General features: G+C 65.3%; 1 protein-coding gene and 1 pseudogene. One reads left to right on the top strand and one right to left on the bottom strand.

From position 1 onward, the window contains the following. A pseudogene (locus tag NMG80_RS07145) lies at window positions 1-141 on the top strand (IS6 family transposase); the annotation flags it as partial. A 111-nt stretch (window positions 142-252) separates the two neighbouring features. On the opposite strand, the gene NMG80_RS07140 reads toward NMG80_RS07145, so the two are convergent. Beyond that, window positions 253-1,065: sensor histidine kinase (locus NMG80_RS07140; RefSeq protein ID WP_254017466.1), on the bottom strand; the 813-nt coding region annotated here is incomplete at its 5' end.

The following is a 1,065-nucleotide window of genomic DNA, read 5'->3' as shown; positions in this document are numbered from 1 at the left end:
CTGCAACGCTTCGTCTCGATCTTCTCGGCCCTGCGCAACCTCTTCGTCTCGCCCCGTCCCAAACGTTCAGCCTTTGCTATCCACCTTCACCGCCAGGGTGCCATGGCGCAATGGAAAGCCGTAACCGGAACGCTCGCCTGATATCTGCTCCCGGCGCTTCCGGCCGTCTTGCTACAAACAACGTGACAGCGCCCAGCCGGGATATCCGCCGTCACCGACAACGGATCCGTGTCGCTCCTCCGGAGCTGCCCCTCACAGCACCAGCATTGGACGGGCGGTCGCGGCGGGAGCGTTCTCGTCCTTTTCGGGCGGCAGGCAGAATTCAAACACCGCCCCCCGAGGCTCGTTCGCAGATGCCCACAACCGTCCGCCGTGCGCCTCGATGATCGAGCGGCAGATCGCCAGGCCCATGCCCTCAGGCTTGGTCGTGTAGAATGTCTCGAACAGGCGATCCACACTGTTCGGGTCCAGCCCCACCCCAGCGTCCTGCACCGCCACGCGCACGGCCCCGGATTCATCAGTACGATGGATCCACAGCTCGCGCGGCCGCTCAGTCACCTCTTTCATGGCCTCGATGCCGTTCATCACAAGGTTCAGCAGCACCTGCTGCACCTGTACTCGGTCGCCCGCCACGGGCGGAAGCTCGGGCGCCAACTCGGTCCGCACCAGGATCCGATGCCGGAGCACCTCACCATGGACCAGGGCGACCGTATCCTGGATCTGCTCGGTCAGGTCCACCCGTTCCCTGGTAGTGGCCGTCTTCTTGAGGAGCGCGCGCACCCGTCCGATCACCTCGCTGGCCCGATGCCCGTCCTTGCCGATCTGCTCCAGCGCCTCCCGTGCCTCCTCGAGGTTAGGCGGCTGGCGAGCGAGCCAGCGCAGGGCCACATGAGCATTGGTGACGATGGCGCCGAGCGGCTGGTTGACCTCGTGGGCAATGGAGGAGGTTAGTGCATTTATCGTCGTCACGCGTGTGACGTGGGCGAGTTCGGACTGTGCCTTGTGCAGCGCCTCCTCGGCCCGCCTGCGCTCCGTGATGTCCTCGCAGGCGACCAGGATGATCGG

This window comes from Mesorhizobium escarrei (assembly GCF_935825525.1).
Taxonomy (GTDB): Bacteria; Pseudomonadota; Alphaproteobacteria; order Rhizobiales; family Rhizobiaceae; genus Mesorhizobium; species Mesorhizobium escarrei.
This window is presented reverse-complemented; position numbering and strand designations above follow the sequence as displayed.